Raw genomic sequence first — 4,930 nt, forward strand, 5'->3', positions numbered from 1 at the left:
CGCGAGCGGCTGGCGCGCGCGGTCGACGAGCCGATGAACCTCGTGGTGCAGGGGCCGCCGGGCGTCGGGAAGACGGCGGCGGCGCGGGCGCTGGCGCGCGAAGCCCACGCGAACCCCGACACGGACCTGATCGAGATCAACGTCGCCGACTTCTTCGGTCGGACGAAAAAGGAGATCCGGACGGACCCCCGGTTCGAGGGGTTCCTCGCCGGGCGCAGCGGAATGGCGAAACGCGACATGATAAACCGCGTGCTCAAGGAGTCGGCGTCGTACGCGCCGATGTCGGGCGCGTACAAGACGGTCCTGCTCGACAACGCCGAGTCGATCCGCGAGGACTTCCAGCAGGCGCTCCGGCGCGTGATGGAGAAACACCACCGGACGACGCAGTTCGTGATCGCCACGCGCCAGCCCTCGAAGCTGATCGCGCCGATCCGGTCGCGGTGTTTCCCGGTCCGGGTCCGCGCGCCGACGACCGACGAGACCATCGACGTCCTGGAGACGATCTGCGAGCGCGAGGGCGTCGCGTACGACGCCGACGGGCTGGAGTTCGTCGCCAGCGCGGCCGGCGGCGACCTCCGCGAGGCGATCCTCTCGGCGCAGGCGGCCGCGGTCGAGGGCGACGAGATCACCATGACGACCGCCTACGAGACGCTGGGCGAGGTGGGCGACGACGACGCGATCCGCGAGGCGCTCGCCGACGCGCGGGCGGGCGACCTCGACGGCGCCCGCTCCGCGCTCGACGACCTGCTCGACGAGGGCGGGTACGACGGCGGCGAACTGCTCGCCGCGATCCTGCGCGTCGCCCGCGCCGGCTCCGAGTACGACGGCGAGGACCTCGCGCGGCTCCACGTGCTCGCCGGCGAGGCCGACCGCGACCTGGCCGCCGGCCTCGACGACCGACTCCACCTCACGCACCTGCTCGCGGCGTGGGCGGCCGGCCGGACCGAACTGCGTCCCGCGTTCCGGGAGCCCGCGGAGGCCTGACGATGGTCGACGACCCGCTGCTGGCCCGGTTGCTCCCGTTTCCGGTGGTCGAGGCGGCGTGGCGGCTGGCGCGCGTCCCGGCGCTCGTCGGCGCCGCCCTCCTCCCGTTCGTCCCGCCCGTCGGGGGCGGACTGCTCGCGGTCGCGCTGGGCGTGGTCTGGTTCCACCGCGACCCCGACCGCGCGCCGCCGGACGCCGAGGGAATCGCCGTCGCGCCCGCCGACGGCACCGTGAGCGTCGTCCGCGAGGAGGGGACTCGCCTGCGGGTGGGCGTGTTCATGAACGTCACCGACGTCCACGTGAACCGCGCGCCGCTGCCCGGGACGGTCCGCGAGGTCAGACACCGCCCCGGCGCGAACCGCCCGGCGTTCGACAAGGAGTCCGACCGCAACGAGCAGGTCGCGATCGACTTCGGGGAGTACGAGCTGCTGGTGATCGCCGGCTGGTTCGCCCGGCGGATCCACCCCGCGGTCGAGCCGGGCGACGCGGTCGACCGGGGCGAGCGCGTGGGACACGTCTCCTTCGGCTCCCGCGCCGACGTGGTGTTGCCGCCGGACGTGGATCGAGACGACCTGCTCGTCGCCGAGGGCGACGCGGTCCGCGCGGGCGAGACGATCCTCGCAGAGCGAGACTGAGCGTCCGGTTCCGGCAACCCGACCGCCGCGCCGTGGTCGGCGAGACCAGCGGACGGTTGTGGGACCTGAGGGGCGGCGGACGGTTGTGGCGGCCCCGACGGGCATCGGATTTTGTGTGGCGGCCTGACGGGCATAGGACTTTGTGTGACGGCCGTGACGTGACACGTGCATGCCAGAGGAGACCATCCACGAGTCACGACAGTCGCGGAGCCGACAGGCGCTCGCCACCTACTTCCGACGGATTGCCCGGGCGCTCGGCCGAGGGGAGCCGGTCCCGGTCGACGACGGCGGAACGGTGACCGTCGACCCCGCCGCCGAGCAGGACGTCGAGATAGAGCTCGAACGCCAGGACGGGACGGTCCACTTCGAGATCGAGATGGAGTGGCCCGAGGCGGACGGGACGGTCGACGACGAGGCGGCCGCGAGCAAGGCGACGTTCGAGCTGTACGCCGACAGCGCGGACGAGTGGCGCTGGCGGCTCCGCCACGACAACGGCAACGTCATCGCCGACGGCGGCGAGGGATACAGCGAGAAGCGCGACGCCGAGTCGGGGATCGAGAGCGTCAAACGCAACGCGCCGGGCGCGCACGTGATCGACGTCTCCCGCGACGAGGAGGCGCCCGACGAAGGGGGCAGCGACGCGACGTTCGAGCTGTTCGTCGACAGCGCCGACGAGTGGCGCTGGCGGCTCCGCCACGACAACGGCAACATCGTCGCCGACGGCGGACAGGGGTACGCGTCCAAACAGAAGGCGACCCAGGGGCTGCACAGCGTGAAGGCGAACGCGCCCGGCGCGGCCGTCGTCGAGCCGGAGGAGGACGCGTAGCGACCGATGGTCCCCGCAGACCCGACCGACGAACCGCCGAGTGACGGCGACCCACCGAGCGACGACCAGCCGCCGGGCCACCGCGACCCACCGAGCGACGAGCAACCCGCCGCGACGGCGGGAAGCTCCAGCGACGCCGACGCCGCGACGGCAGGCGAATCGCGAGCCGCCACGACGACAGATCAAGAAAGCGATCTCGGCGAGATCATCGTCTACGGCCTCGCCGGCGGGGTGGCGGGATCGGTGCTGTCGTTCGTGCCGTTCGCGCCGGTCCTCGGCGGCGGGATCGCCGCGTACCTCCTGGATGGCGGGACCACAGACGGGATGAAGACGGGCGCCGTCGCCGGGGTGGTCGCGTCGGTCCCGTTCGCGCTGTTCCTGCTCTTTTTCCTCTTCCTGCTCGGGATCGTCGGCGCGCCCGCGTCGTTCGGAGTGCTCGTGGTCGTCGTGATCCTCTTCAGTATCGTGTACACGGTCGCGTTCAGCGTGCTCGGCGGCTACCTCGGCGTCTACGTCCGCCGGGAGCTGTAGCGTCCGGAACTGCCGGCGAACCGCCGGCGCTCGCGTCCGGCGCCGCGGTCCTGCAGGGGCGCCGCGGACCGCACCGCTTATTCGCCGTCCGTCTCTACCTCGGGGCGGACATGGACGCGCTCGACGCCAAGTACCCGTTCTTCGCGGCCGCCCGCGAGGCCGTCGCCGAGGCGGCGGTGTCGCTGCCGGAGCTCGTCGCGGCCGACGCGCCCGCCGTCGAGCGCGCCCGGGAGCGCGTCGAGCGCGCGCTGTTGGACGGCACTGTCGAGTCCGAGAGCGGCGCGTTCCCGGAGGCGTCGGACTACGACGCGCAGGCGGAGCTGCTCTCGTACCCGATCGCGCGGATCCTCGTCTCGCTGCTCGACTCCGAGCCCGCCATCGAGAAGTACGCCGCCGCGGAGGCGGCGACGGCGGTCGACCGCGTGCGGCGGGACCTCGCGACCGACGACGCGCTGCGGTCGGTGTCGACGCCGACCGTCAACCTCGACGACGTGCTCGCCGAGTTCGACCTCACCGGGGCGGTGCGGCCGGAAGGGACCACGGGACCGACCGCGGCCGGGCCGGGCGGGGGCACGGCCGCCGGGCGGGCGGGCGCCGACCGACCGGACGTCGACCGCGCCGGGTCCGCCTCCCGCGGGCGCGAAGCGTCGCACTACTGGATGGCCGTCGGGCCGTACCTCCGGCTGACGTCGCCGTCGTGGGGGGAGTCGTGGCGGCTCGTCAACCGCGCGCTCGCCGACGGCGACGTCCGCGTCTCTCGCGAGGAGCTGCTCGACGCGATCGAGGCCGCGGTCGAGGACCGCGTGCGCGAGGGGCTCCCGTTCGAGCTGGCGGCCGGCGAGGGAATCGCCGCCGAGCTGGAATCGGGCGTCGCCGACCTCAAGCGGTTGCTCTCGGAGCGAACGTACGCCGAGCCGCCGGACGTGGTCGCCCCCGACCTGTTTCCCCCGTGCATGCGGAACCTGATCGAGCGGGCCGAGCGCGGCGTCGACCTGTCGCCGCCGGAGTCGTTCGCGCTGATGGCGTTCCTCGTCGCATCGGGATGACGCCCGACGAGGTGGTCGCGTTCTGTGGGGACACCAGCCTCGACGCCGAGGGGATCCGCTACCAGACCGAGTATCTGACCGACGAGCGCGGGACGCAGTACCCGCCGCCGACCTGCGAGACGCTGGCGAACTACGGGATCTGCCACAACGAGGAGGACCACATGCAGGTCGCCGCCGATCCGCTGGCGTACTACGAGAAGCGCGTCGCGGCCGTCGACGACGTCAGCGACTGGCGCGAGCGTCGCGAGGCGCCAGACGCGGAGTGATCGACCGGAGTGATCACCGCCGTCGGCGCGTCACACGAGCCGTCCGACGACGCGGGGTCGTCGACTCACTCGCCGTCCTTCGACCGGATGAGGTACGCGCCGACGAGCGCCATCAGCAGCACGAACCCGGCCAGCAGCCCGACGAGCGCGATCGCCCCGGTTTCGGGAAGTCCCGAGGACCCCCCGAAGGCGACACCGACCCCGACGACGCCCACGACGAAGAGGAGGGCGGCCAGAAGAGAGACGGCGATCTGCCGACGGAACTCCGCGTCGATTTCCATGCCCGCGCGTTTCCGTCGCCGCTAAAAAAGCACTTCGATAGGGACGGTCGCGGGCGACGCGTCCGGCGTCGCGTTCGGGGGCCTCGCGGCGCGCGGAGAACGCCCCTTTTATTTCCGGGAGCGCGTATCATCCCGTACGCATGAGCAACGGAGACGGCGACGGTCGAAACGACCTCCGGATGCCCGACGACGACGAGGTGTTCGCGGAGGTCGTCGAGATGCTCGGCGCGAACCGGGTCACGGTCCGCTGTGCGGACGGCGAAGAGCGGACCGCCCGTATCCCCGGCCGGATGCAAAAGCGCGTCTGGATCCGCGAGGACGACATCGTCCTGGTCGAGCCGTGGGACTGGCAGGACGAGAA

Annotated in this window: 6 protein-coding genes and 1 pseudogene; 6 read left to right on the plus strand and 1 reads right to left on the minus strand. The window is 72.4% G+C overall.

The window, feature by feature from the left end:
• The 5 genes and pseudogenes from GJ633_RS13890 to GJ633_RS13910 all read left to right on the plus strand — a co-directional run.
• A partial coding sequence (locus tag GJ633_RS13890; RefSeq protein ID WP_156589293.1) for an AAA family ATPase occupies positions 1–984 on the plus strand: 984 nt, incomplete at its 5' end.
• A gap of 2 nt (positions 985–986) precedes the next feature.
• Positions 987–1,619 carry a protein sorting system archaetidylserine decarboxylase gene (locus GJ633_RS13895; RefSeq protein ID WP_156589294.1) on the plus strand — a complete coding sequence of 211 codons (633 nt, stop codon included), beginning with the start codon at positions 987–989 and terminating at the stop codon, positions 1,617–1,619.
• A 169-nt stretch (positions 1,620–1,788) separates the two neighbouring features.
• Positions 1,789–2,445, plus strand: coding sequence for an HVO_2922 family protein (locus GJ633_RS13900; RefSeq protein ID WP_156589295.1), 657 nt, complete (start codon positions 1,789–1,791; stop codon positions 2,443–2,445).
• 6 nt (positions 2,446–2,451) lie between these two features.
• Positions 2,452–2,976 carry a DUF5518 domain-containing protein gene (locus tag GJ633_RS13905; RefSeq protein ID WP_156589296.1) on the plus strand — a complete coding sequence of 175 codons (525 nt, stop codon included), beginning with the start codon at positions 2,452–2,454 and terminating at the stop codon, positions 2,974–2,976.
• A 110-nt stretch (positions 2,977–3,086) separates the two neighbouring features.
• A pseudogene (locus tag GJ633_RS13910) lies at positions 3,087–4,288 on the plus strand (DNA primase).
• A 65-nt stretch (positions 4,289–4,353) separates the two neighbouring features.
• Here the strand turns inward: GJ633_RS13910 and GJ633_RS13915 are convergent.
• On the minus strand, positions 4,354–4,569 hold the full coding sequence (locus GJ633_RS13915) for an LPXTG cell wall anchor domain-containing protein (RefSeq protein ID WP_156589297.1): 216 nt from the start codon (positions 4,567–4,569) through the stop codon (positions 4,354–4,356).
• Between the two features lie 140 nt (positions 4,570–4,709).
• On the opposite strand from GJ633_RS13915, the gene GJ633_RS13920 reads away from it, so the two are divergent.
• On the plus strand, positions 4,710–4,930 hold a 221-nt coding region (locus GJ633_RS13920; protein WP_156589298.1), incomplete at its 3' end, for a translation initiation factor eIF-1A.

Source organism: Halorubrum sp. CBA1125 (assembly GCF_009742825.1).
In the GTDB taxonomy this organism is placed as follows: Archaea; Halobacteriota; Halobacteria; order Halobacteriales; family Haloferacaceae; genus Halorubrum.

Excerpts from the sequence above, each read along its gene's own strand:
- GJ633_RS13895 (WP_156589294.1), top strand. The coding sequence starts at position 987 with ATGGTCGACGACCCGCTGCTGGCCCGGTTGCTCCCGTTTCCGGTGGTC.
- GJ633_RS13900 (WP_156589295.1), top strand. The coding sequence starts at position 1,789 with ATGCCAGAGGAGACCATCCACGAGTCACGACAGTCGCGGAGCCGACAG.
- GJ633_RS13905 (WP_156589296.1), top strand. The coding sequence starts at position 2,452 with ATGGTCCCCGCAGACCCGACCGACGAACCGCCGAGTGACGGCGACCCA.
- GJ633_RS13915 (WP_156589297.1), bottom strand. The coding sequence starts at position 4,569 with ATGGAAATCGACGCGGAGTTCCGTCGGCAGATCGCCGTCTCTCTTCTG.